We start from the raw sequence: 26050 nt of genomic DNA, 5'->3' as shown, positions 1-26050 counted from the left end.
CTATTGAAGAATTTAACAATCAAATTAATTACAAAAATGTAGCTTAACTTAATGTGCAGTTTTTATTTGCATATCCACATGGTATAATGTCGTATTTTAAAATCAGGATAAAATTATGTAACAATCTGATTTAAAGATATTTTACTTAAAGTTAATTCTTTTGACTTTACGACTTTTAAACTTTCGACTTACTTAACGTTGTCCGCATTAATATTCTATTTTAGAAAAACACTATTTATTCCGTTATGTTTTGCTTTACTCATTAGTTTTATTCTATATCCTGTTTGTAAGTGGATTGAAAAAAAGGAATACAAAAAGGATTAGCTATCTTTATTTGTATTTTAGAACCTCACTTTTGGCAGGTCCCGTTATTTATTTATTATAAAATTGATAGCGGACCGCACTCCTAGTTAGAAGACATTATCCGTTTTGTTAGGAGAGGGCGAACAAAAAAAGACGAGATAATCTATTTCAAAAGAGCAAAATCAAACGCCCAGTCCAACTCCTTTTTATACCACAATTGCCCTTGTGAAACTTCCAGCGGACAGTCAAAATTATTCGTATAAAGCGATCCGGTTCCTAATCCCTGAGGCATTGCAGTGTGTTGCAAAAAAGTCCATTGCGCAATCGCATTTAGTCCAATATTACTCTCCAAAGCAGAGGTAATCCACCACCCGATTTTATGCTTTTCAGCCAATGAAATCCATTCTTGCGTGCCTCGAAAACCACCTACAAAACTAGGCTTCAAAATGATGTATTGCGGCTTGATTTTCGTAAGTAATTGCTTTTTATCTGCCAAAGTAAACACACCGATCAGCTCTTCATCCAAAGCAATAGGAAAAGGAGCTTTTTTACACAGATCTGCCATCCTGTCAGTATGGTTTTTTTGTATCGGTTGCTCTATACTATGTAATTTAAATTCAGATAGTTGAATTAATTTATTTAAAGCTAAAGTTACATCAAAAGCACCGTTCGCATCCACCCGAATTTCGACTTGTTCCGGAGTAAAATGTTCCCGAATAAACCGTAATAACTGTAGTTCTTTATCAAAATCTATTGCTCCAATTTTGAGTTTGATGCATCTAAAACCCTGCGCTAATTTTTCCTCGATTTGCTGCTTCATAAACGCCTCTTCACCCATCCAAACTAAACCGTTTATCAGGATGGATTTTGTACCGTTTGTGAATTCAGATGGAAAGAGGAAAAAAGGGTTTTCACTCTCCAAAGATCGGAACGCCATTTCCACTCCAAATTGTATCGAAGGAAACTCTAATAACGCTTCCCAAAGCTGATCTTTTCCTAAGTGAATATTATCGCAAGTCCACTGCAATTTTTCTTCATAATCCGGTCGGTCATCAATACTCAATCCGCGAAGGATTCCGCACTCTCCTATTCCCTTTTTACCGTCTTGTTCCAAAACAATAAACCAAGTTTCTTTTTCGGTCATAACGCCACGAGAAGTTCCAGATGGACGTTTGAAATTAAGAATATATTTGTGGTAGGTTGCTTTCAAGAAATTATGAATTATGAGTTATTTCAATCTAGTAAACTTATATCTGAATTATTTTATTAAAATTTAGATGCCTAACATGGTAAAAAGAATTGTTGCTTCTTTAAAACATATAAGGCATATAAGCTTTAAAGTTCGATTTATTTATCCATTAACTTCAAAACTCTTTCAAAATCATCATTTTTAATCCCAACTTTCTTAAAAGCTGCGAAATCTTGTTTTACTTTTTGAGTCCAACTCAAACTATCCGTAACGTTTTGAGACTGATACTCTTTATAAATGGCTTTTGCAGACGAAAAATTATCATTCAATAAATACGCGTGTGCTAAATTCAGCTTTATCAATAACTCTGTATCGTCTATTTTCTCACCTTCTTTCAGGAATTTAATTGCTTTGCCGTATTGCTTCGTCAAAACATAACTGCTACCTATCGCATTGTAATCCAAAGCAGTTGCTTTTCCGTCATTGATAATCGTTGTCAATTTCGTGATTGCCTCACCTTGCATTCCTTGTTTTGCCAACATGGAGGCTTGCTTACGCAAATCGTCATACACACTTTTTGAAAGACTACTTTCACCAAAACAACTATTACCAAAATCCCTGAACGCCTTAGTGCGCTCTACAGCTAATAATTTCTGGAATTCCTTAAACTTGTACTTGGTTTGGATTTTATCGAGAATACAAACACAAAAATCATCTGAATTGGTCATTTTTTGAGCCAAATTAGATGTTTTGCATTGATCGATGATTGCTTTTCTGTTTGCTAAAGTCCATCCGCGACTGAGTTTATTATCGACCCACGGCACGACTTCGAGAATGATTTTTTGGTTCATGATCCAGTTTTTACTTTCGAAACCAAACCATAAATTTCCCGAATTCGATCGCATACAAGTAGATTTCTCAGTAGAAAGTCGTTTGGCATCTTTACTCACCGGCGTGTCTTGAACCAAACAAGCATCATCCGTTTTGCCACTTTCTTTATATTGCATGGCTAATTCATCGCTAGAGAAAACAGCATACTTGCATTTATCATCACCTGATATTTTCGACAAGATAAAAACTGCTCCTGCTGAACCTTGACTGATTCCTGTTGGGTCTGGAATAGCTTTTAAAACCGAAACTAAACTGCCCACCATTTGCTGATTTTTATCCAAAAGCGTTATTCTGTATACGACCTCGGTAGTTCCTTCAGGGAAATCTTGAGTTTTTATAACGATTCTATCTCTGGCGGAAACTGTAATTTCTTCGGTTGTAGCACGGGTTTTATCCCAATAGCCATCTTTCTGAGAAAAAATAGTATTTGTTGAAATTAGAAACAGAAATAAAAAAATGAAATTCTTTTTTTGCATGATTGATATAAAATTTAAACACCAGAGTGAACAACGTTTTAGTAAAATTAACTACGAAGTTTGGTACCGGCAAACCCTAGCCCAGATAGAAGTAAAAATCCTTTTATCACCCTGTCAGGGTTTCAAACCCTGACAGGGTGATAAAAGATTGCAACGGATAGCTGGATTAGCTTCAAATAAAAAAATTACAACTCTATGGAACTTCCTATCTCTAACAACATGAGATCTTTTCCTTTATTGAAAAATTTACGAATAGCATCTTCATGATCAATTTCGATATAACCGAAAGTGTCGTAATGATACCCCAGAATTTTATCGCAATCCAAGAAATCAGAAGCGACAATAGCATCTTCAACATCCATGGTAAAATTATCACCTATGGGCAGAATGGCTAAATCGAGTTTGGTCCGCATAGGAATGAGTTTCATATCCATAGTAAGCGCTGTATCACCAGCAATATAGATGTTTTTATGTTCCCCTTCAATGACAAAACCGCCAGGATTTCCTCCATAACTGCCATCAGGAAACGAACTGGAATGAATGGCATTTACATATTTCAGTTTTCCAAAATCGAAATTCCAGCTTCCACCGTGATTCATAGGATGCGATTGAAAGCCTTTTGCACCATAATAACCGGCAATTTCAGCGTTAGAAACAATTACCGCATTCGTTCTTTTAGCTATCGCATCGACATCCAGAATATGGTCTCCGTGAGCATGTGTCACTAAAATATAATCGGCTTTTAACGTATCAATGTCAATGTGAGCTGCATTAGGATTTGCCGAAATGTACGGATCTACAATAATGTGTTTGCCGCCAACTTCTATACCTAATGCCCCGTGACCGTAAAATGTTATTTTCATCTTTTTTAATTTAAAAATAGAATGGTTAAAAGATTCCGTATTTGATTATTATTTTATCTTCCTCCTAAAAAAGTGTTTACAATTATATCCGAAAAGAAATAAATCATACCTAATGACAATAAAATTGAAAGTGCAAAAGTACTCAATGCCAGTTTTTTTAATTCAGGATCTAATTCCTTAGGATTTTGGTTTTTATAGACGGTAATTAAATGTTTAGTCAAAGGGATATACGACAATAAAAACAAGTATTGATCAAAGTGAAAATCATCTGTAATTGCAAAAATCAATACTAAAACCATCGCGGTTACAATCAGAATATAATGGTATATTTTAGCTTTGGCACCGCCAATTTTTACGACAATCGTGTTTTTATTTGATTTTTTATCTGATGCTTCGTCTCGCATATTATTCAGATTTAAAACACCTACACTCAATAATCCAATGGCTATTGCAGGTAAAACCAACAACGCATCCAATTGTTTAGAATATAAAAAATTCACTCCTAAAGTACTCACCAACCCAAAAAATACAAAGACAAACACATCGCCAAATCCACGGTATCCGTACGCCGTATTTCCAACTGTATATCGAATGGCTGATACAATTGCCAAAATTCCCAAAACCAAATAAAACAAGGAAAACCATAAATTTGTATCTCTAAACGCATAATAAATCAATAGCATCGCTGAAAGCAACGTCAAAGCTGATGTTATGATCATGGCGCGTTTCATGGCTTGCGGAGTAATCACACCGCTTTGTATGGCTCGTTTTGGTCCTACCCGATCTTCATTATCCGTTCCTTTCATGCCGTCACCGTAATCATTGGCAAAATTGGACAGTATTTGCAATCCTAATGTTGTCAATATTGCAAAACCAAACAATCGCCAGTTAAAAACTTCCGTAGGCGTTAATATGTTATCTGTCGGGTGTGCCAAAGCGTACATGCTTCCAACTATTATTCCAGAAACCGATAAGGGTAAGGTTCGTAAACGTGCGGCTTCAATCCAATGTTTCATATTTTTTTATTTAAAAGTGTAATTGCTTATTTGGTTAATTGTTTACTCGGTTAACCAAATAAACAATTAACCAAATAAACTATTTAAACTACATCCAATTGCTATCGGAAGTTTCTATTTCGTACAACCAAAAATTAACCTGTTGTTGTAATACTGAATAATTCCCTAATTGAAAAGCGATATTACCTCCTGCGGTATGCAATGTTATGGAACCAATATCCAACTTTTTATGCCAAAAAAGCTGCGACGTTGTAATCGCTTGTATTTTACTGGGTTCAATAATATCATTGCTCACATCCCAAGCGCCACTTTGCTTTATTATAAAATTCTCATGGATAAACAATCGGTCATTTTTGAATTTAAAATACTGGATTGCTCCAATAAAAATCACATAAATTGGCATCACATAATTATATTCAAAAATTATAGGTTCAATCCAATGACCAACTGCCATAAAACCAAACAAAGGTAATCCTATTGAAAGAATAACAGAAAAAACAAGTTTACGAAAATTAGGCTGAAGCATTACTCCCTTTTCAGGAATTTGATGAAATAATAACGTCAATATGGAATCTCTTTCGGCTTCACTGCATCCCGGAATTTCTATTATTGATTTCCGTTCTTCCTTTTCACCCCCGGTAGCTTGTTTGATTTGTAGTTCTAAAATTCCCATTTTTTTTTGGAAATAATTTCTGGTAACGGACGTGATCTGAACTTTTTCAGGTTTGATGATAGTGCTTTTCGTATTCAACAAGCCAAAAGACAACAACAAAGATCCTTTTTGTCTCGCTATTCTATAATCATAATATTTAAAAACCGTACGGATCACATTTACAACCAGAACCACAACAAACAACAACAGTATTGATATTAAAATAGTTTGCAACACTACATTTTTATCAATGTATAATCCTACTTTCTCCTTATAAGCATTGCTTTCTTCTCCAAAATTTTGAAAATTCTCATATATAGTACTAAAAAAAATTACCAATAGAGCGATACTTCTGCCATAATTAGATGTAATTCCAACTTTCAGCAAACTCAAAAAACTGATTTTAATAAAAGGATGCGCAGCTTCAAATAGTTTTTGCTCGGTTTCCTCCAATACAGTTTCTTCAGCGCCAATTTCATTCTTTATATCTTCATTTTCTAACAAACGAAATTTCAATTCCAAAGCCAGTTCTTGCGAAATCGCTTGAATAGCACCTTCTTTTTTATTGCTTCCGGCTGTGTCTACATCCAATTCATAAACACCAATTAATTTTTGAATAAAAGACTGATTGATATTTACCTGTTGGATTTTACGCAGCTGAATCGCGGTTTTGGTTTTATTGAAAACGCCGTCGGTAATGATAAATTCCTGATTTTCGGCATCCAAAAAGAAAGTGAAATTCAGGTATTTCAAATAAGAAACAACTCCAACACTCACAAAGAGGGCAAGCATCCCAAAGAAAAAATACAATTTATTAACCTCATCAAACTTGAAAATCCAAATCACAATCATAGGCCACAACGCTCTGGCGTAATACTGAAGCGTGTAAAAAAACATCACTAAAATCCCTATTGAAGATTGCCTCTGTGGCTGACTAAAATCGGCTCCCATTACAATTGCTTTTGTATTTTACCCATCAACAACTGTTTGATATTTTCGGCTTGTTCTTTTTCAATTCCGGGAATTTCAATATCACTGGAATTTCCGCCAGCAGTAAAAATTTCAATTTTGGCCAAACCAAAATAACGTGAAATCAGTCCTTCATGCAATGCCACATGTTGCACTCTGTTATAAGGAATTACAATCGTATTTGTAGCAATTATTCCGTGTCTGAAAAGCACATCGTGTTCCCTGAATGCAAATCCTTTTTTATGGAATCCAATAATAGAAAACACTACCAACAAAGCTGAGAATACGGGAATAACAGCTCCTATAATCAACCAGACTCTTCCTGAAAACAGTTCCGGTTTAAATGTTGAAATTAATATTGGAACAAGAATAAGTATGCCAATAAATAACGCCAAATTAATCAATACTACCCTAATATATTTAGGATGTAAATTCATAAAAGTGACTTTCTCAAATTTTGGAAGTTGGCCCGTATCAATTGTTTCGTTTGTGAAATTTTCCATTTGTAAATTTTAGTTTTTTTGCCACAAAGACCACTAAGGCGCGACGTTTTTATTTGAGTCTTTTGAGTCTGATTACTGAAACTGTTAATGAGATTTCTTCTTCGTCGAAATGACAAATTACGACTGCGTTCTTGATGGCGACCGACTACTGAACACTAATAACTGAATACTCAATTACGGCAACCATTTTTTCTCAAAATTCGGTTTTCTTTTCTCAAGAAAAGCATTCCTGCCTTCTTTAGCTTCTTCGGTCATATAGGCAAGTCTAGTGGCCTCACCGGCAAAAACCTGTTGTCCCACCATTCCATCATCCGTAAGATTCATCGCAAATTTTAGCATTTTAATAGCCATTGGAGATTTTTGCAAGATTTCCTGCGCCCATTCGTAAGCCGTATTTTCTAATTCAGCGTGAGGAATCACAGCGTTCACCATTCCCATATCCATAGCATCCTGAGCAGAATAATTACGTCCCAAAAAGAAAATTTCACGTGCTTTTTTCTGTCCCACCATTTTAGCCAAATAAGCTGAACCATATCCACCATCAAAACTGGTTACATCGGCATCAGTTTGTTTGAAAATAGCGTGTTCTTTACTTGCCAAAGTCAAATCGCAGACCACATGCAAACTATGTCCGCCGCCTACAGCCCATCCAGGAACTACGGCGATAACTACTTTTGGCATGAATCGGATTAAGCGTTGTACTTCTAAGATGTTCAAACGATGCTGTCCGTCATCGCCTACATATCCTTGATGACCACGTGCGTTTTGATCGCCTCCGCTACAAAAAGAATATACGCCATCCTTAGAAGAAGGTCCTTCGGCAGAAAGTAAAACTACTCCAATTGAAGTATCTTCCTGCGCATCATAAAAGGCATTATACAATTCAGCTGTCGTTTTTGGACGAAATGCATTGCGCACATCCGGCCTGTTAAAAGCAATTCTGGCAACGCCATTGCATTTCTTATAAGTGATATCTTCGTATTCTTTAGCAGTAATCCAATCCATTACAATTGATTTTAATTATTATAGTGTAAAAATAAATCATTTTTTACATTTTATCTATTCTATTTAGACAAGCTTATGGTAATATTTCTCTCATTAAAGGCTTTGTAATGTTAAAAAACGACCAAAAAATAGCGTTTTAACAGTTGGGAATCCAAATTATTTCTAACTTTATAATCAGCTAATCAGATAAATACGAATTATTTATCTCATTTAATTATTGATTTTTCACTGATTTATTAACCTAAAAAAAGAATGTATTGAATATCATTAAAAATGTTGTCACTCGTTTTTCTACGGTAATAACTTATAACACTATTTCAAAAGCCCTGATTAACGAGTTTATGAGAAAATCATTTGCTTCAGCAGTAAAAATAAAAGTAACACCCACGGTTAACTAAAGAGCTATTTTTCTTGTTCTTGCATAAGTGAGACATTAATAAACAATTGTTTAGAAAATTATCTTCCAATATATATAAAACCAGTGGCTTTATTGTGAAATTATTTTCAAAAATGCTACGCAACTGACTGGACATTTAAAGACAAACTATTCTTTAAAGTACTTTATGCTTACGTTATTGTTTTAAAAATAGTATCCTGAATACTATAGTGTTAGAGGTGGATAAAGTTACTTTGAACATCCAATTTATTTTAATGTTGTCAGAATTTATTATTCTAAAACAATATTAAAAAGAGAAAGACTAATCATACCGATTAGTCTTTCTTTTTTTAATTTACATTGAACATTGTTCAAACATTTTATATTTTTTCTAAATCATTTAGAAATTAATCTACAGTAAGAATATGCTCCTTGACTAAACTTCCTAAATTTTTTAATGGTTGAAAACGATAAAACATAAAAATAGTGTTGGTATTATTTTACTCCTTAATTAAGTAAATTCCGTCTTCCTTGATTTCGATTAATTTCTCTCGGTATAAAGCACCAATGGCTTTCTTGAAGGTTTTCTTGCTCATTTTTAAAACTGTTTTAATGTCTTCCGGGTGTGAATTGTCCGTCAAACGCAAAAAACCTCTGCTGGCTCTTAACTCATCTAGAATTTTATCTGCATTGGGCTCGATACTTTGGTACCCCTGAACCTGCAATGCCACATCAATTTTATTATCAGGGCGAATCGTCTTAATGTAGCCGCGCATGCGGTCTCCTGTCCGAATTGCATCATCATACACTTCATCTTTGTACAACAAACCTTTATGTTTCTCGTTGATAATTACGTTAATTCCTATTTCAGTAATGTGCGAAACAATCAAATCCACTTCTTCTCCTTTTTCAACCGTTAGCTCCTCATTTTTTAGAAATTGGTTGGTTTTACTGGAAGCCACCAAACGATTAGTTTTTTCGTCCATATAAAGATAAACCAAGTAGCGTTTGCCTTTTTCCATAGGACGCGCCTGCTCTTTGAACGGAACCAAAATATCTTTTTCCATTCCCCAATCCATAAAAGCACCAATCTGATTGGTATAATTCACACGCAAAAGCGCAAATTCATTCAATAATATATACGGTTCTAATGTGGTGGCAACGGGTCTTTCTTCGTGGTCTAAATACACAAAAACAATCAACTCCTCGCCTATTTCAAATTCGTTTGGTACATATTTGTTAGGCAACAGAATGTCGTGAATTCCTTCGGGATCTTTTTCTGGATTACCTAGAAACAAACCCACTTTGGTATCGCGTAATATGGTAAGCGTATTGTATTTTCCTATTTCAATCATTTTCTTTCAATTTCTAAAGTGCAAAGGTACGAAGTTTGAAAATAGTAAATTAAGAAACCGTCCACAAAAAAATAAAGCCCGAATCCGAGGTTTTTTAGTTTTCCAGAAGCATCACTTTCCGTTGTTTCATTATGAGTTGTACTGCCGACTATTTAGTATCTTTTACTCATCAGTTCGATACTGTTCCTACTACTAATCATTTCTCATACCAATTACGCACAAACTACAGTCGATGATCCCGAAATAAAAAAATGGTTGCCGAAGTAAAATCGAAAAATAAAGAGGACGTAAACCAAAAATGAAAGAGCTACTTTAGAATAAAATTAGTTGTTTTTTTTATAAACGAATAAAAATTCCGTAAGATTACACAAATACAAAAAGTCCAATGAAAGTAGATTCATTGGACTTTTTGTAAATAAAAAAATAGCACTAAACCTTTTTAAAAATAATTGGCTATTCATAAAAAATAAAAGGCCGTCTTTTGGGGGAAGACAGCCTTTTAATTATAAAAAAATACTCAACTTAAATTTTTGCGAAGATATTTGTGTAATATTTTTTACCCGTTGCAGGATCCTCTTTTATTGCAATTCCAAAATGGGTAAAATTACCCTCTATATTTTCTTTATGACTAGGACTGGCTAACCAAGCATTTAAAGCCGCTTGTGGTGTATTGTAATTATAAGCAATATTTTCGCTCACGGATGTGGCTCCTAATGTTTTCATTATATTTTCGGAACGAGCCACAAAATCATTATGATTCACTACATTATTTGCAATCATATAATGATCATGTTCTTCTGATTTGTAAGACATGTGATTAATTTTTTCTAAAGGTGTTAAACCCTTGCGAACTCTGTGAGCATTAATCAAATTCATCGTTTCTATTTCGATCGAATTGTATGAATAAACAGTTACTTTCTTTGCTACGGCATCAGCTGTTTGAGTATCAGAAGAGTCTGAAGAACAGGAATTCATAGTGCATATTACAGTCACGAGCAATAACGCACGAAGTAATTTTAGCTTCATAAGAGTAGTAGTTTAAGTGTAAAGTAAATTGTGGGGCAAAAAACTTTAAGAATAATTAATAGATGCTTTTTATTATTAATTAAAATTACATCTTTTATCGTTAAACTACCAAAAATAATCGACTAACTACATTATAAAGATATTTATATATGTATATTTCCTACTTTAAGGAGAGAGCCTGTCCATTTTCCAAGAATAATCGTGTTGACTTGTATAACGAATTCTATCATGTAATCGATTGGGCCTTCCTTGCCAAAACTCTACTTCTAAAGGAGTTACTAAAAATCCGCCCCAGTGTTTGGGTCTCGGAATTACAACACTCTCAAAATCTTTTTCTAACTGCTTCAGGTTTTCCTCTAAATAGCCTCTGGAAGGAATCACTTCACTTTGGTTAGAAACTATTGCGCCTAATTTACTGCCATCAGGTCTGGATTCAAAATAACTATCAGAAGTCATTTCCGATGTTTTTTTTGCAATTCCTTTAATGATTACCTGACGCTCCATAGTATGCCAAAAAAAAGACAGGCACACATTAGGATTTTCAGCAATAGCCTTACCTTTTTCTGAATTGTAATTGGTATAAAAAATAAAACCTTCTTCAGTAAATTTTTTCAATAAAACAACTCTAGACTTGGGAAAACCATCTAAACCTATTGTAGCAACCGTCATAGCATTTACTTCGCTTTCGCCACCATAATCTTCTACTTCATGAAACCAGCGATTAAACAAATTTATTGGGTCTTCCGGAATATTCGATTCTAATAATTCACTCTTTTCGTATGATTTTCTGTAATTACTTAAGTCGTTCATATTTCATTGTTTTAAAAATGTTTGATTGTTGAATGATTTGATAAAAATTATCAAAAAATCCAAATACTATTTTATACTCTAAATTGATTTCTGTATTTAAAACTCAAAGCTTTTTCCATCATCTGCTAAGAGTACTGAGGGGAAAATAGTTTCGGCTTCTTCTTTAAACAATCCGATATTTTCATATCGGGTGGAATAATGTCCTAAAACTAATTGTTTAGCATTTGCTTTCAAAGCTATGGTTGCAGCTTCTTTAGCTGTAGAATGTAATGTTTTTTTTGCCAGATTTTCCTCCGATTGAAGGAAAGTAGATTCATGGTACAACACATCTATATTTTCAATTATAGGAAGTATCTCCTCATTGTAAGCAGTATCTGAGCAAAATGCATAATTCTTTGCCGGAATAGGATCAAATGTCAATTTGTCGTTTGCTATGATTCTTCCGTCTTCCAACGCGATGTCTTTCCCATTTTTTATTTTTTGGTAATAGCAGCTCTCTATTTCATAATTTTGAACGGCATCCAAATTCAGTTTTCGGTCTCCTAATTTTTCTTGGAACAAAAAACCATTTGTATACACGCGGTGTTTTAATGGAATGGTTTTTACCAAAACCTTGTCGTCTTCAAAAATAATTTCGCTTTCCAGCGATTCCAATTCATGAAAGAACAAACCGTAATTGGTCCAAGAATTAGACAATCGCAATTGCAACTTGATAATTTCTTTGATGCCCTTTGGACCATAAATATGCAAATCCGTAGTTCTGTTGAGCAAAGTAAATGTGGATACTAAACCCACTAATCCAAAGAAGTGGTCTCCGTGCAAATGGGAAATAAAAACATGGTTTATTTTAGAAAATCGTATTTTATTCTTCCGCAATTGCACTTGGGTTCCTTCTCCGCAATCAATCAAAAAAAGTCTGTTTTTTATGTCTAAAATCTGGGAAGTAGGATTTGTAAAGGTTCGTGGAGTGGCTGCATAGCAACCGAGGATTGTTAGTTTCAAGTTTAATTTATTCGGTTATTTGGTTAACTGTTTAATCGTTATTTCATATTTGTTTAAATAAATTTGGCGGTTAAAAAGTAACCGAGTGTTCTAACTTAAAAACCTAAATCTCTTTCAATCTCCTCCATTTCAATAATATCATGGGACTCTAATAGTGAGGGCACCACTGTTAATTTCTCAGGAATGGCATTGTAATCAAAATCAGAAGTGACAATTACAAAAGATTTTTTAGCTTTTTTATGTTGTTTTGACAATGGCATAAATAATTTAACATCATTTGTTGACAAATCGTTATGCAACAAAAGATCAATTATTATGTTGTATTTTTCGAATGTTTTATATTGGTGGGTAACCTTCATCAAAAAAGAAGTAAAATCACCCTGAGTATCCCTAATCGTTATCGTATGTCCTTTTTGATCTACTTTCATTGTATTAAATTTCAGAGACTGCATCTTTAATAGCAGTATGGTTTATAAGTAGCTAATTTACAAAGTTTTAAATTAGTTTATTGAATTTTTGAAGCCAAAAGATAAATAACCGCCATTCTAATTGCTACACCATTTTCTACTTGGTTCAAAATCACGGATTGATGGGAATCAGCCACTTCACTTGTAATCTCTACACCGCGATTAATAGGTCCGGGATGCATAATTATAATTTCTTTATTAAGAGAATCCAAAAGTGGTTTATCAACTCCATATAGTTGTGCATATTCCCTTGTGGATGGGAAATAATTGACATCCATACGTTCATTTTGTACACGTAACATATTGGCAACATCACACCATTCTAATGCTTTTCTTAAATTAGGTTCCACAGTAACGCCAAGCGATTCAATATGTCTTGGAATAAGTGTTTTAGGCCCGCAAACTTTGACCTCAGCGCCTTGCATTTGCAACGCATAGATGTTGGACAAAGCGACTCTGGAATGCAAAACATCACCTACAATGACCACTTTCTTTCCGGCTACTTCACCTAGTTTTTCTCGAATGGAATAGCTGTCTAACAACGCTTGTGTAGGATGTTCGTGTGCACCATCTCCTGCGTTGACGATGCTGGCTTTTACGTTTTTGGACAAGAAATAAGCAGCGCCTGGATTCGCGTGCCGCATCACCACCATATCTACTTTCATCGAAAGGATATTGTTTACGGTATCTATTAATGTTTCTCCCTTTTTGACAGAAGATTGTGCTGCCGAAAAGCTAATAACATCTGCAGACAACCGTTTTTGTGCTAATTCAAAAGAAAGTTTTGTTCTGGTACTGTTTTCGAAGAAAATATTGGCAATGGTAATATCTCGTAACGAAGGCACTTTCTTAATTGGTCGATTAATGACTTCTTTAAAATGATCGGCAGTTTCAAAAATCAGGTCAATATCATTCTTGTTGATGTATTTTATCCCTAATAAATGATTTACGCTTAATTCTTTCATTTTTATTTACGATTATAGTTTTTAATAGGTGGCTTTTGTTTTAAATCTAACTTGTAATTAAATACACACCATCTTCTCCGTCATTTTCTTTCCAGCTCACTTTTACTTTTTCATCATTTATTGCGTCTACCTGTCTGCCTCTATAATCCGGTTGAATGGGTAAATTGCGACTGAAACGTCTGTCTATCAAAACCAGCAGTTCAATTTCCGAAGGTCGCCCAAAAGATTGTATAGCAGTCAAAGCTGAGCGTATGCTTCGTCCGGTGAACAGGACATCATCTATGAAAATGACTTTTTTATTTTCAACAATAAAATTAATCTTGGTTTTATTGGCTTCTAATGGCTTATCTGTTCTTCTAAAATCATCTCTGAAAAAGGTAATGTCCAGATAACCTAATTGAATTTCAGGAGTTTGATATTCTTTTTCCAGAATTTGTTTCAATCGCTCCGCCAAAAAAACACCTCTTGGTTGGATTCCAACTAATATTGTATCTGAAAAATCTAAATGTTTTTCTATTAATTGACAAGCCAAACGATGTAATATGATAGTAACTTCTTTTGCAGTAAGTAATACTTTTTGACTCATAGTAATTGTGTAGTTTGGTTTGGCAAATATACAAATTCCAATTTATGATATTATAATTAAAAAGGGAGAAAATAGCAGCATTTAGGATTTGCCCCATGAAATCCATGTGGCTTTATGCCAAATCATTTCTAAAAGTCCTTGCTTGTGGGTTTCAAGCCACCATTTACAAAAATATAATTGGATAAAAAACAATGCAAATCCTATCAATAAGCAAAAGATAGCGCCAGTATATTTAAAAAGTCCCAACCCATATCGGTAATAAATAAATACGCCAATTGCTGACTGAAATATATAATTTGTAAGGCTCATTTTTCCAAACGGAATAAACTTAGAAAATACGTTATTAACAGCATTCTTTATGATAAAAAAAATACTCAATTAATAAAAAATTAAGTGTTTAACGTAACAAATTTATTTATACTTTTTAAAATGCAGTTGTTCCTATATCAGTTGTATTACCAATGGTCACTACGATAGTACTTTTTGTTACAGGCAATAAAGGTAAAACAGGAGTCATAGTTACGTTGTAAGTCCCTGAAGGAAGACCCATAACTAAAAATTCACCGCTTGCATTTGCGTTTGTTGAATAAGATAAACTCGTAAGAACATCAACAGCAGTGACTACAGCTAAACTGCCTACCGGAGTAATTTTACCTTTAATGTTACCACTTATAGCCGCTTCAATTGTTCTAACAACAGGTTTCAATTTATAAGCACCATTTCCTGTATTCACAATTGATTTATTCGCATCAAAATCAAGTAAAACACTATACAAAATTCCTTGTTCAAGTGTTTGGTGTACTTGTAATTTCAGTCCTGATTGTTCAGCACTTGGAGTATTCAAAGGATAGGTTACATTATCAACAACTACCGTATTGTTTGTTCCAAGTATAAGTCTAATTTGAGCAACTTTAGAAATTTGTAAGGTGTCAGTAGCAATAAGAGTACTTTCGCCGTTAGAAAAATCAAGTAGGTTATAAATTCCTTTCTTAACATTCAACGTTACCGTTTCTCCAGCATCGCCAGTTACTTCTACACCTAGTAAATCAATATTTACTTTTTGATATGGCCCCGGAGCGTCAGTCATTTTTACTTGATAAGGATAACTTGAAGCTATTTCTTCGTTGTTATTACATGAAGTCATAATAATTCCTAATACGAAGAAAGATAGAATAATTTTCATTTTTTTCATTTTCAATTGTTTTTTATAGTTATAAAATACTTTAAAATATTTAGTAAATTTAAAAGCAACGTGAAAAAAATTTGTTACATAACTTTAGTATTAAGTTATAGGATTCACACATTAAAACAGCAGTACTATAAGACTTTATTATGCATCAAATTTTTTCCTTTACAATGCGGTCTTTTTTGACATGTAAAACTGTTAATTGCTTTTCTATTGCTTCCATCATAGGCGGAGGTCTACAGAGGTAAAATAATTCATCAGTTACTTTTTGGTTGATTTTAATCAAATTTTCAAAGATTTGACCATATTCATCTACAACACGTTTTTCTTTTGATAGAATATTAATGAAATTATGACCTAATAATTCTTTAAATTCATCTTCTAATATAATATCATCTTTGGTTTTATTATATTACTTTTATGTTTAATTATGGTAGTTAACCACTATTTTTTGATTTTATCCTCTAAATTTTACAATAAACTTAAATAATTATGTAACAACGCTATACTTGAAACCTGTAATTTTATATTTCAAATTAAAGATAGAAATCATGCTAAAAAAATTAACCAGACTATTAATGCTTTCATTGGTACTAATTTCATTTTCAAGTTGTTCAATAATAGGAGGAATATTCAAAGCTGGAGTAGGTGTTGGTATATTTATAGTTGTTGCCGTTATCGTTATTATCATTTTTATCATTAATAAGATTTTCGGTAAGAAATAATGATCGTTTAATTAAGATTGACAATTAAAAACTTCTTTTAATAAAAATATCCCGCAATTGCGGGATATTTTTAATCTTAAATATAAATTACTTTTTATACAATATACATTTTAGCTCTCAATTCCTGAACTTTTTCATCATCTAGGTAATCATCAAAAGTCATGTAACGGTCAATCGCTCCATTAGGCGTTAATTCAATTACTCTATTAGCAACCGTTTGCGAGAATTCATGATCATGAGTGGTGAAAATCACAGAACCTTTGTAGTTTTTTAATGAATTATTAAAAGCTGTAATGGACTCTAAATCCAAGTGATTGGTAGGTTCATCCAGCATTAAAACATTCGCTCGTTCCATCATCATTCGAGACAACATGCAACGCACTTTTTCTCCTCCGGATAATACTCTGCAGGTTTTTAAGGCTTCTTCTCCTGAAAAAATCATTTTTCCAAGAAAACTACGAATATTTACTTCATCACGCTCCTCTTCAGTTTTTACCCATTGACGCAACCAATCTACAAGAGAATAATCGTTTTCGAAAAACGAATGATTATCTCCTGGTAAATACGCTTGGTTTGTTGTAACTCCCCAATCATAAGTTCCGGAATCCGCTTTTTGATTTCCATTTAGAATTTCGTAGAAAGCGGTAGTGGCACGTGAATCTTTGGAGAAAAGAACGATTTTATCGCCTTTGGCCATATTCAAATCTACGCCTTTAAATAAAATATCTCCATCAACAGAAGCGCTTAAATTTTGCACATTCAAAATTTGATCTCCTGCCTCACGCTCTTGGTCAAAAATAATTGCCGGATAACGACGACTTGATGGTTTTATTTCGGAAATATTCAGCTTGCTAATCATTTTTTTACGAGAAGTAGCTTGTTTTGATTTGGCTACATTCGCACTAAAACGACGAATAAATTCTTCTAATTCCTGTTTCTTTTCTTCTGCTTTTTTGTTTTGTTGCGCGCGTTGTTTTGCTGCTAATTGACTTGATTCATACCAGAATGTATAGTTTCCGGAATAATGATTTATTTTACTGAAATCTATATCCGAAATATGTGTACAAACGGAATCCAAAAAGTGTCTGTCGTGAGAAACTACAATTACGGTATTTTCATAATTGGCCAAGAAATTCTCTAACCAGGCAATGGTTTCAAAATCCAGATCATTGGTAGGCTCATCCATAATAAGTAAATCCGGATTTCCAAAAAGCGCTTGTGCCAAAAGGACACGAACTTTAATTTTTCCCTCAAGATCTCCCATTAAAGTATAATGATGTTCCTCTGTAATGCCTAGATTTGATAACATCGATGCCGCGTCGGAATCAGCATTCCAACCGTTCATCTCTTCAAATTGCACTTGTAACTCGCCTATCCTGTCCGCATTTGAATCATTGTAATCTAAATATAAAGCATCCATTTCTTTTTTGATCGCATACAAGGTTTTATTCCCCATCATAACGGTCTCCAATACGGTGCTTTCGTCAAACATATTGTGGTTTTGGTTTAAAACCGACATACGTTTTCCTGGTTCCAAATGAATATGTCCCGAAGTTGGGTCCATTTCCCCGGCGATTATTTTAAGAAAAGTAGATTTTCCAGCGCCATTGGCTCCGATAACTCCGTAGATATTACCGTGAGTGAAGATAGTATTTACTTCGTCAAACAAAATTCGTTTGCCAAACTGAACTGATAAATTATTTACTGTTAACATGAATATTTATTTTATAAAATTTTTGCAAAAATACGAAAAAAATAACGATTTACTGAATTCCAAAAAAATCCATTTTTAACGGTTTTAATTTACGGATTAGAACAACAATTAACAGAAAAAAATCCTGACACAAATTATCAGGATTTCAAAATTCTTACTTCATAAAGCCAATGTTACTTTTCTTGTTTACAACAATTTTTTTAAACTGCCGTAAACTGCTAATTCTACATCGGCGGGACTTCTGGTATTGCATTTCTCTAATAAATCTTCCAATACAGTTTGACTTACTTTTTGTTTTTTATCTATTAAAAGCAATAGCTGCTGGGATACATCACTCAAACTTTTAGACAAGGGCAAAAGAGGTTGCACCAGCGGCGCATTGGCACTTAAAGCAATTAAATCGGAATTTAGGACGATCCACTTCTTAAAAAAGTCAGTCACTATCCCTTTATTCTCCTTGCTTTTATTTGCTAAATATGTATTGACTGCAACATTAAAATCTAGTGCTTCCGAAGCATCCGCATTACAAGCATCCGCAAATAAGGTCAACGGAGAATGCATGCGGTATTTCTTTCCGCCACCATTACGTTTGTAATTTTTCAGTGGTTCACAAAGGTTTGAAAAATCATTCAATGCACGCGTATCTTGATTGTTGCTGATGTTTCTTAAAATCACTTCTTTGTTTCTAATGTGAGTAATTCCGAGTTCTTCTAATCGAAAAGAAATTGTTTTCAACCTTTTGCGTAAGCTGTTCATATCGGTAACAGATTCATCAGACCATAATCGCTCGGCTATCGCAGCGGTTCGTGGCCAAATTCTGGAATCTATATTTAATGGCGTTAAGAGTTCACTCCACATCGCTGCTTCTCCTCCTAAAACCCTTGCTTTTTCCTCTGGACTAAGAATTATCTTTTTGGGTATGGGATCATTCAAATAATGACTTTCAATACCAAGCATCAAATCAATATAATATCCATTTGACAACACTGTATTGTAACCGCTTTTTGCAGCTTTGATCAATGCTCCACCGGCTTCTTGCCCTTCGTTAGTTCCTCGCCAAGCATGAATTATGGCGTCTTTAGACATGTTTTCAGTCATTATTTCTTCCCAACCCATTAATTTTTTGTTGTATTTTTTCAAGATTGGAATCAACTTCATATTAAAATAAGTTTGCAAATCATGATTACTGGCCAGATTATTATCCTTTTTAAATTGCTGAATAGCAGGATTTGCATTCCACTCCTTCCCATTGTTTTCGTCACCTCCAATATGAAAATAACTACTTGGAAATAACGGGCACACTTCATCAAAAATCGAACTTAAAACTTCGTAGGTTTTTGGATTTATAGGGTCTAAAGTCGCATTGAAAATCCCTGAATTTCTTTGTACTTCATACGTGATTTCCCCCTCACCTACTTTACTTCCTATTTCAGGATAGGCAGTCAGCAATGCCGATGCATGTCCAGGAACATCTATTTCAGGAATAACCAGAATCCCTCTTTCATCAGCATATTTTACAATATTTTTAATTTCTTCCTGAGTATAAAAATTTCCATCTGAGGCTAATTCTGTCAATTTTGGATGATTTTTTAATTCAATTCTCCAACCTTGATCATCGGCTAAATGCCAATGGAAAACATTCATTTTCATCGAAGCCATAGCGTCCAGATTTCTTTTGATAACATCTACCGGTTGGAAGTGTCGGGCCGCATCAATCATCAAGCCTCTCCAGGTAAAACGTGGCGAATCCGAGATTTCAACAACCGGAAAGTAATATGACGTACTATTATTCTGAAGCAATTGTAATAACGTCTCCAAACCATGCAAAGCCCCTAAATCACTTGTGGCATTAATGGTTATTTGATTAGAAGCAATTTCCAATTCGTAACTTTCGTCCTCATTAATTTCTATTTTTCCGTTGCGAACACAATTTATCTGCAATTCTGCTTCCGGACTTTCGTTGACTTCTGTCAAAAAACTTTGTTCGAGAAACAATCCCGTTCTGCCATCTAATCGTCGCAGGAAATTGGTTGCGCCTATAAAAATTCTAGGATTAGGATTCCCGGTAATATTCACTTTAAAATTTTTGCTTAAAGCAAAAGTGCCAGCGGTCAACTTTATATTTTGTGGCCAAGGCATTAGGTTTAATTGCTCGGTGGTAATTTGTGCATTCGAAACAAAACTTACTAATAATAGGATCAAAAAGTATTTCATAGTTTATAGGTATTCAATATGTTTTTAATAGTCAAAACGTTTAAAAGCTTCGATGGCTTCATATTCTGCCAGTCCTAAATCATCATATAATTTTGCTGTATGTTTATTGCGGTCTTCGGCACGCACCCAAAATTCTCTGGAATCATTACCTTGAAACATCACGCGGTCTTTTTGCGATTGATGGTATAAAATTGCGTGTCTTTTTAGCATTACTTCTTCTGGACTTAATGGTACTGCCATGTCTATTTCATGAATTTCCCATTCATGCCAAGCACCACGATATAACCACAGCCAGCAATCATTCATAAACGATTGTGGTTTCAACGCTGCCATAGCAGTAAAAATAGCATTAAGACAAACTTCATGCGTTCCGTGCGGATCCGCAAGATCACCAGCGGCAAAAACCTGATGCGGTTTTATTTTTTCGATAATCGCTTTTACAATAGCAATGTCATCCGCGTGGATTGGGTTTTTCTTTATTAGTCCCGTCTCATAAAAAGGCATATCCAGAAAATGGATATTCGATTCATTTAACCCAATGTACCGAACGGCTGCATACGATTCTCTGCGTCTGATAAGTGCTTTAAGTTTCCGAACTTCAAGAGAATCTATTTGATTTTCTGACTTGTTCCTCAGGAAATCAATAACGGATTGAAAATCAATTTTAGTTTTAGCATCTCCAATGAAATCAGTACAAACCTCAGCAAATTTTAAGGCTTCGTCATCTGTAACAGCGATGTTTCCTGAAGTTTGATACACTACATGAACATCATGTCCTTGTTTTATTAATTTAGAAAAAGTTCCTCCCATGGAAATCACGTCATCATCTGGATGCGGACTAAAAAGAATCACTCTTTTCTTATCAGGATTAGCCCTTTCCGGTCTATGGGAATCATCAGTATTAGGTTTACCTCCTGGCCATCCGGTTATGGTGTGCTGCAACACATTGAACATGTTTATATTCAAGTCGTAAGCTGAACCTTCTAATGCTAAAAGATCAGACATTCCATTATTATTGTAATCTCTGTCGGTCAATTTCAAAATAGATTGATTGGTACTTTGACACAGCCAAACAATTGCTTTGCTTTTTAACTCTTGAGTCCAAATACATTCGCCCACTAACCACGGTGTTTTGAAACGGGTTAATTCTGAAGCTGCCAATTGATCTAAAACGAACGTAGCATTAGCATGATTTTGCAAAAATGTCGCAGGAACTTCAGAGCTAATATCGCCTTGAATTGTTCTTTTTATTATATCTGCTTTGTTTTGGCCCCAGGCCATTAATACAATTCTTTTAGATCTGAGAATCGTAGAAACTCCCATGGTAATTGCTCTTTTAGGAACATTGTCAATCCCATTAAAATCAGATGAGGCATCGACTCTTGTAATGTGATCCAAAGTAATTATGCGAGTGCCCGAGTTGATATGGGATCCTGGTTCATTGAACCCAACGTGACCCGTACGACCAATTCCTAATAATTGAAAATCAAGTCCGCCAGCATTTTTAATATTCATTTCATAATCAATACAGTATTGATTCAGTTCTTCAATAGCTATCGTTCCATCTGGGATATGTATGTTTTCAGGCTTAATATCAATATGATTAAAAAGATGCTGATGCATAAAATAATGATAGCTCTGATTGTTCTCTTTAGTCATCGGATAATATTCATCCAGATTAAAAGTGACTACATTGCTAAAACTAAGTCCTTCTTCTCTATACATTCTAACTAGTTCTTCATACACTTTAATAGGTGAAGAGCCAGTAGCCAAACCAAGAACACAAGATTTATTTTGCTTTTCTTTTGATTTAATCAATTCAGCAATTTCCTGCGCTACAATTACAGAGGCTTCTGTTGAGTTTTTGAAAATTTCATTATGAATTTTTTCAAATCTAGTTTCTTCGAATTTACCGGCACTTTTATAACTGATATCTTTTTTTCTTCTTAAATCACTTTTCATATCGTGTTTTTCATACTGAATTATAAAGATAGTTTTTTTAAAAGAGTAAGGAAAATAAAAAATACCATAAATCAGATTGCTTCGAGTATCCAAAAAAATGGAGATTATGAAAATCTTAAACTATTTCTATAGATAAAGTACATTTAATCCCAATTTCAAAGTTACCGTCGTTTTAGAATTAGCAAAAAGGTTAAAAAAAAAGCATCATTTTTTAATAAAACGTGGTGATTCAATAATTATAACAATATTTAGTCTAAATTATTTTTTTTTAATTTACTTAACAAATATATTTACGGTCTTACAGCTATAAAAGTATTTAGTTTTAATCATTAACCAATGTATACTTATGAATTCAGAACAAACAAAGTCTAACAATTCCGCGCTTTACACACTCATAACCGTATTTTTCTTTTGGGGTTTTATTGGAGCATCAAACGGAATTTTTATTCCATTTTGCAAAGCTAAATTTGGCTTAGACCAATTTCAAAGTCAACTTATCGATTTTGCTTTTTATGGGGCTTATTATATCGGAGCTTTATTGCTTTTTATTTTTAGCAGTATCGCCAAAAAAGATATTTTAAACGGTTGGGGATTCAAAAAAGGAATTATTTACGGATTATTGATAAGTACGTTTGGTGCTCTGCTTATGATTTTAGCGGTAACACAAGGAAGTTATTTGTTTATTCTTGGTGCATTATTCATTGTAGCTCTTGGTTTCTCACTGCAACAAACATCGGCACAGCCGTTTGCTGCTTCACTGGGCGAACCACATTCAGCATCAAGCAGACTAAATCTTGCTGGTGGAATCAACTCATTGGGCACCACAATAGGACCGATAGTGGTTTCTATCGCCTTGTTTGGTGTTATTGCAGGAGTTAATATCGAAGAATTTGCTCAAAAACCAGATTCATTAGATTCTATGAGAATCCTTTATGTATTTGTTGGTGCACTCTTTTTATTGGCAGCAGCCTTATTCCATTTTTCTAAAAAGTTACCGGCCGGAAAAAGTGATTCTACTTTTGAAACGGCGAATAAAGCAATGAAAACGCTAATTGCGATCACTGTAATTTTGGTTGCTATTTTTGCCTATATCTTTTCTCGTTATGAAGATGCTGAATTTATTACTCGTTTTATCGAGAACAAAGAAAAAGATTACTTAGGATTAGCCTTAACGGTTTCTACACTTTTGGTAGTTGTTATTGGATTATTTTTCGCCAATACAACGGCTCAAAAAAATCCTGAAGGATGGGGAGCCATGAAATACCCACAATTAGTTTTGGGAATGTTAGCCCTTTTCGCTTACGTAGGTGTCGAAGTAACTATAGGAAGTAACCTTGGTGAATTATTGGTGACTGCTGATTTTGGTTCAATAGCTGGACCTGCTTTAGCGCCCTATATGTCTATGTATTGGGGAAGCTTAATGATTGGGCGTTGGGCAGGAGCCATTACAGTTTTCAACCCGTCATCTCAACTAAAGAAAATTTTACTTATCGTAGTTCCTTACATAGCTTTTGGAGTCGTATTAGCCGCTAACGCTATTTCCGGACAAGATGTAACACCTTTATATGCTTATGCATTTGTAATTTTGTTCCAAATCGCTGGTTTCTTTTTAGGAAAAGATCAACCGTCTAGAACCTTAATGATTTTTGGTTTAATGGGAATGACAGCCATGCTTATTGGTTTATTCACTACGGGTACAATCGCTATTTTTGCTTTCATGAGCGGTGGATTATTCTTAAGTATCATGTGGCCTTCTATTTTCTCATTAGCAATTGCAGGTTTAGGAAAATATACCTCCCAAGGTTCAGCCTTCTTGGTGATGATGATTTTGGGTGGTGGTATTATCCCGCCATTACAAGGAAAACTAGCAGATATTATAGGAATTCATGCTTCTTACTTCATTCCTGTTTTATGTTTCGCATTCATCGCATTCTACGGATGGAAAGTAATTGGAATTTTGGAAAAACAAGGAATCGGAAAAGAAGTAGAAGTTGGTGGCGGACACTAATCAAAAATATAATACCAAACCATATTGAAACCAAACCAATAAAAAAAATCCCATTTCAAATTTGAAATGGGATTTTTTTATTCAATTCGCTGAGACTCAAAATGGCTCACCGAGCATTTTTTATTTATTTCCTTTCTCAAAATCAGCCACAAATTGCGCCAATCCGATATCAGTCAATGGGTGTTTTAATAAGCCGTAAATGGCAGAAAGTGGTCCGGTGATCACATCAGCACCAATTTTCGCACAGTTTACAATGTGCATCGTGTGACGCACTGAAGCAGCCAGAATTTGAGTTTCGTAACCGTAGTTATCATAAATTAATCTTATTTCTTCGATCAAAGCCAAACCGTCTGTAGAAATATCATCTAAACGACCAATAAACGGAGAAACATAAGTAGCTCCCGCTTTAGCAGCCAATAAAGCCTGACCAGCCGAGAATACTAAAGTTACATTTGTTTTTATACCTTTATCCGAAAAGTATTTAGCAGCCATAACCCCTTCTTTAGTCATAGGAACTTTCACCACGATTTGCTCGTGTAAATCCGCCAACTCTTCACCTTCTTTTACCATTCCGTCGTAATCCAAAGCATTTACTTCGGCACTAACATCACCATCAACAAGATTACAAATGTCAACATAATGTTTCAAAATGTTGTTTTTTCCTGTGATTCCTTCTTTTGCCATTAATGTTGGATTAGTTGTAACACCATCCAAAACGCCCAACGCCTGTGCTTCCTCAATCTGAGCTAAATTAGCCGTGTCAATAAAAAATTTCATATTATCTAATTTAATTGTGTGTTTCTAATTCTTTGGGCGTGACCCAAGGGTCGGGCTTTCCGCTTCAATCTTTTATTTTTAAAGAAAAAATAAAAGATTGAAGCGGAAAGCCCTCACGCTAATAAATTCGGTGCAAAATTACAACTTATAATGGCTCATCAGCATTTTTTCATATACTTTATCTGGTAAAATTCTTTTCAAAACAATTGAAATTTTTTGCATAAAAACGCCCACTTTATAATGAATTTTAGGTTCTGGAGTTTGGATAATCTGATAGACCGCTTCGGCCATTTCATTTGGATTACTGCCGCTGTCTACATGTTCATCCATCGTTTTCAAGGTGTTTCCGTACGGAGTTTCGTAAGCGGAACCCTTTAGCACCGGAGCATGAAAACGTCCCGAAGCAATATTTGTCGCAAAATCTCCCGGTGCCACATTCGTAATATGAATACCAAAGGATTTCACTTCCATTCGCAACGCTTCAGTAATGAGTTCAAGGGCACCCTTTGAAGCAGAATAAACACTTCGATACGGCAAACCCATATATCCCGCAATAGAAGTCACGTTGATGATTAATCCTGATTGTTGTGTACGCATTTGTGGTAACACTGCTTTCATTACTTCAATTGGGCCAAAAAGATTAGTCTCAAAATTATTCTTAATTTCATGCATCGGAATTTCTTCCAATGGTCCCGTAATCCCAACACCAGCGTTGTTAATGACAACATCAAGCCTTCCGGAGGTCGCAATCACTTTGGCTACAGCTGCATGAATCGAATCCGAATCCCGAACATCTAAAGCAATTAGAGGAAAAACCGAATTTAAAATTCGTTCCGGATTTCTGCTAGTTCCGTACACAACAAAACCTTTATGGTGTAAAAATTCGCCAATAGATTTCCCTATTCCTGAAGAACCGCCTGTTATTAAAACTACTTTATTCATGATTATTGATGTTTATTGTACGAAAGGTCCAAAAATAAAAAAATCCTCCCGAAGGAAGACTACTTATT

The 26050-nt window shown here is 34.5% G+C and carries 23 protein-coding genes; 1 reads left to right on the top strand and 22 read right to left on the bottom strand.

The window, feature by feature from the left end:
• Positions 1 to 466: 466 nt before the first annotated feature.
• The 20 genes from EKL97_RS11935 to nagB all read right to left on the bottom strand — a co-directional run bounded on the left by EKL97_RS11935 (position 467) and on the right by nagB (position 22255).
• Positions 467 to 1513: an o-succinylbenzoate synthase gene (locus EKL97_RS11935; RefSeq protein WP_126459894.1), complete on the bottom strand. Its 1047-nt coding sequence runs from the start codon at positions 1511 to 1513 to the stop codon at positions 467 to 469.
• 137 nt (positions 1514 to 1650) lie between these two features.
• Positions 1651 to 2859: a tetratricopeptide repeat protein gene (locus EKL97_RS11930; RefSeq protein ID WP_126568951.1), complete on the bottom strand. Its 1209-nt coding sequence runs from the start codon at positions 2857 to 2859 to the stop codon at positions 1651 to 1653.
• Between the two features lie 185 nt (positions 2860 to 3044).
• Positions 3045 to 3722 (bottom strand): metal-dependent hydrolase, encoded by a 678-nt coding sequence (locus EKL97_RS11925; protein ID WP_126454851.1) that lies wholly within the window; start codon positions 3720 to 3722, stop codon positions 3045 to 3047.
• A 53-nt stretch (positions 3723 to 3775) separates the two neighbouring features.
• Complete coding sequence (gene menA / locus EKL97_RS11920; RefSeq protein ID WP_126564426.1) at positions 3776 to 4738, bottom strand: 1,4-dihydroxy-2-naphthoate octaprenyltransferase; 963 nt, start codon at positions 4736 to 4738, stop codon at positions 3776 to 3778.
• A gap of 88 nt (positions 4739 to 4826) precedes the next feature.
• Positions 4827 to 6341, bottom strand: coding sequence for a PH domain-containing protein (locus EKL97_RS11915; protein WP_126555724.1), 1515 nt, complete (start codon positions 6339 to 6341; stop codon positions 4827 to 4829).
• On the bottom strand, positions 6341 to 6862 hold the full coding sequence (locus tag EKL97_RS11910; RefSeq protein ID WP_126555721.1) for a PH domain-containing protein: 522 nt from the start codon (positions 6860 to 6862) through the stop codon (positions 6341 to 6343). The genes EKL97_RS11915 and EKL97_RS11910 overlap by 1 nt, the downstream gene beginning before the upstream one ends.
• 174 nt (positions 6863 to 7036) lie before the next feature.
• Positions 7037 to 7867 carry a 1,4-dihydroxy-2-naphthoyl-CoA synthase gene (locus EKL97_RS11905; RefSeq protein WP_126459908.1) on the bottom strand — a complete coding sequence of 277 codons (831 nt, stop codon included), beginning with the start codon at positions 7865 to 7867 and terminating at the stop codon, positions 7037 to 7039.
• 876 nt (positions 7868 to 8743) lie between these two features.
• The gene (locus EKL97_RS11900; RefSeq protein WP_126454843.1) at positions 8744 to 9598 is read right to left on the bottom strand and encodes a S1 RNA-binding domain-containing protein; all 855 of its coding nucleotides are present in this window, start codon (positions 9596 to 9598) and stop codon (positions 8744 to 8746) included.
• 522 nt (positions 9599 to 10120) lie between these two features.
• Entirely contained in the window at positions 10121 to 10624 is a 504-nt protein-coding gene (locus EKL97_RS11895) for a CAP domain-containing protein (RefSeq protein WP_126562183.1), read from the bottom strand.
• A 165-nt stretch (positions 10625 to 10789) separates the two neighbouring features.
• Positions 10790 to 11434 (bottom strand): pyridoxamine 5'-phosphate oxidase, encoded by a 645-nt coding sequence (pdxH, locus tag EKL97_RS11890; protein ID WP_126562184.1) that lies wholly within the window; start codon positions 11432 to 11434, stop codon positions 10790 to 10792.
• Between the two features lie 96 nt (positions 11435 to 11530).
• Positions 11531 to 12436 (bottom strand): ribonuclease Z, encoded by a 906-nt coding sequence (locus EKL97_RS11885; RefSeq protein ID WP_126459916.1) that lies wholly within the window; start codon positions 12434 to 12436, stop codon positions 11531 to 11533.
• 95 nt (positions 12437 to 12531) lie between these two features.
• Complete coding sequence (locus EKL97_RS11880) at positions 12532 to 12864, bottom strand: ribonuclease Z (protein WP_126453424.1); 333 nt, start codon at positions 12862 to 12864, stop codon at positions 12532 to 12534.
• A 77-nt stretch (positions 12865 to 12941) separates the two neighbouring features.
• Complete coding sequence (locus EKL97_RS11875) at positions 12942 to 13868, bottom strand: aspartate carbamoyltransferase catalytic subunit (protein ID WP_126555712.1); 927 nt, start codon at positions 13866 to 13868, stop codon at positions 12942 to 12944.
• 46 nt (positions 13869 to 13914) lie between these two features.
• Entirely contained in the window at positions 13915 to 14454 is a 540-nt protein-coding gene (pyrR, locus tag EKL97_RS11870) for a bifunctional pyr operon transcriptional regulator/uracil phosphoribosyltransferase PyrR (RefSeq protein WP_126555710.1), read from the bottom strand.
• Between the two features lie 81 nt (positions 14455 to 14535).
• Entirely contained in the window at positions 14536 to 14832 is a 297-nt protein-coding gene (locus EKL97_RS11865; RefSeq protein WP_126555707.1) for a DUF418 domain-containing protein, read from the bottom strand.
• 46 nt (positions 14833 to 14878) lie between these two features.
• Positions 14879 to 15637 (bottom strand): DUF4382 domain-containing protein, encoded by a 759-nt coding sequence (locus EKL97_RS11860; RefSeq protein WP_158614931.1) that lies wholly within the window; start codon positions 15635 to 15637, stop codon positions 14879 to 14881.
• A 493-nt stretch (positions 15638 to 16130) separates the two neighbouring features.
• Positions 16131 to 16331, bottom strand: coding sequence for a hypothetical protein (locus EKL97_RS15595; RefSeq protein WP_158614930.1), 201 nt, complete (start codon positions 16329 to 16331; stop codon positions 16131 to 16133).
• Between the two features lie 128 nt (positions 16332 to 16459).
• Positions 16460 to 18079: an ABC-F family ATP-binding cassette domain-containing protein gene (locus EKL97_RS11855; RefSeq protein ID WP_126568949.1), complete on the bottom strand. Its 1620-nt coding sequence runs from the start codon at positions 18077 to 18079 to the stop codon at positions 16460 to 16462.
• A 186-nt stretch (positions 18080 to 18265) separates the two neighbouring features.
• Complete coding sequence (locus EKL97_RS11850; protein WP_126568948.1) at positions 18266 to 20293, bottom strand: beta-N-acetylhexosaminidase; 2028 nt, start codon at positions 20291 to 20293, stop codon at positions 18266 to 18268.
• Between the two features lie 24 nt (positions 20294 to 20317).
• Positions 20318 to 22255 carry a glucosamine-6-phosphate deaminase gene (nagB, locus tag EKL97_RS11845; protein ID WP_126568947.1) on the bottom strand — a complete coding sequence of 646 codons (1938 nt, stop codon included), beginning with the start codon at positions 22253 to 22255 and terminating at the stop codon, positions 20318 to 20320.
• 346 nt (positions 22256 to 22601) lie between these two features.
• On the opposite strand from nagB, the gene EKL97_RS11840 reads away from it, so the two are divergent.
• Complete coding sequence (locus EKL97_RS11840; protein WP_126562186.1) at positions 22602 to 24263, top strand: MFS transporter; 1662 nt, start codon at positions 22602 to 22604, stop codon at positions 24261 to 24263.
• A 120-nt stretch (positions 24264 to 24383) separates the two neighbouring features.
• Here the strand turns inward: EKL97_RS11840 and fsa are convergent, their stop codons facing one another.
• Together fsa and EKL97_RS11830 are read right to left on the bottom strand one after the other, a co-directional pair.
• Positions 24384 to 25040 (bottom strand): fructose-6-phosphate aldolase, encoded by a 657-nt coding sequence (fsa, locus tag EKL97_RS11835; protein WP_126568946.1) that lies wholly within the window; start codon positions 25038 to 25040, stop codon positions 24384 to 24386.
• A 138-nt stretch (positions 25041 to 25178) separates the two neighbouring features.
• A complete protein-coding gene (locus EKL97_RS11830; RefSeq protein WP_126568945.1) occupies positions 25179 to 25982 on the bottom strand; it encodes an SDR family oxidoreductase in 804 nt (267 codons plus the stop codon).
• Positions 25983 to 26050: the final 68 nt, after the last annotated feature.

The sequence above is a fragment of the Flavobacterium sp. LS1P28 genome (genome assembly GCF_003970335.1).
Classification (GTDB): domain Bacteria; phylum Bacteroidota; class Bacteroidia; order Flavobacteriales; family Flavobacteriaceae; genus Flavobacterium.
Note: the sequence above shows the minus strand (reverse complement) of the source record. Positions and strands in the feature narration are given on the sequence as shown.